At 60.4% G+C, this 1,119-nt stretch carries 1 protein-coding gene and 1 pseudogene; both read left to right on the top strand.

The genetic code is table 11. The annotated features are described in order from the left end of the window. On the top strand, positions 1-598 hold a 598-nt coding region (locus tag EOA60_RS34120; RefSeq protein ID WP_206628397.1), incomplete at its 5' end, for a KUP/HAK/KT family potassium transporter. A 307-nt stretch (positions 599-905) separates the two neighbouring features. Then, positions 906-1,119: pseudogene (locus EOA60_RS38480) on the top strand (DNA polymerase-like protein); the annotation flags it as partial.

The following is a 1,119-nucleotide window of genomic DNA, read 5'->3' as shown; positions in this document are numbered from 1 at the left end:
GGCCTCGCTTGCCATTGCCGCAGTGATCGTGATGACCATGTGGACTTGGATAAGAGGCAGCAGGTATCTATTTGACAAGACGCGCAGGAACCAGATTCCGCTCGATTTCCTTGCGGGCAATCTGTTGAAGAAGAAACCGCAGCTGGTGTCCGGTACGGCCGTGTTCCTGACCAGCGATCCCGCCAGTGCGCCGACCGCGTTGATGCACAGCCTGAAGCACTACAAGGCGCTGCACGAACAGAACGTCATCCTCTCTGTGGTGACGGCGCAGCAGCCCGTGGTGCCCGACAGCGAGCGGATCAAGATGGAAACGATCAATGAGCTGTTCATGCGGGTGACACTGACCTTCGGCTACATGGAACAGCCTAACATCCCGCGTGCGCTGGCGATCTGCCGCAAGCAGGGTTGGAAGTTCGACATCATGACGACGTCCTTCTTCCTGTCGCGTCGCTCGCTCAAGGCGTCACCCAACTCCGGCATGCCGGTGTGGCAGGACAAGCTGTTCATCGGCTTGGCGCGCACGGCCGCCGACGCGACGGAGTATTTCCAGATCCCGACCGGACGTGTGGTCGAGATCGGAACGCAAGTGGCCGTTTAGGTATGCCCGGTTAAGCAGAATCAATTGGCATTTCGCGAGCCGGTGAATGCCTGACCGGGCGGAGGCCACGATGCTTGCGCCAAACTGGGGTCCGGTTCCAGGCCTGAAGCTTCCGGCCCCGAAAGCCGTCCTTTACGCCTGCGATCATTTCCGTTCCGCATTGTCTTGCCGACCCACCAGTCGAGATGCGCTGAAACGACCTCGCCGGGCAGCAACTTATCATTTGAACCTAATCGATGTGCCGCAAGTCCGACCTTCATTCTTCAGTTCACAGGCTAGCGTTGCCAAAATCGGCGTGCCGCCTAACCGGCGCCGCACCGTGACCTGTCAGGATGCTATGCAGGCGCGAGGCAGAAGCTGGCTCGAGGCCGCCGGCCTGGTGCTGGTCCGGCAGCGGCCGGGCTCGGCCAAAGGCTTCATGTTCCTCTGGAGGATGAGACGGGTGCGGCAAACGTCGTCGTCTGGGTCAAGATCTCTCGAGAAATTCCGGCGCGTGCTTCTTGCTTCGGCCATGCTCGGCG

This window comes from Mesorhizobium sp. M1A.F.Ca.IN.020.06.1.1, from assembly GCF_004023265.1.
Lineage (GTDB): Bacteria > Pseudomonadota > Alphaproteobacteria > Rhizobiales > Rhizobiaceae > Mesorhizobium.
Note: the sequence above shows the minus strand (reverse complement) of the source record. Positions and strands in the feature narration are given on the sequence as shown.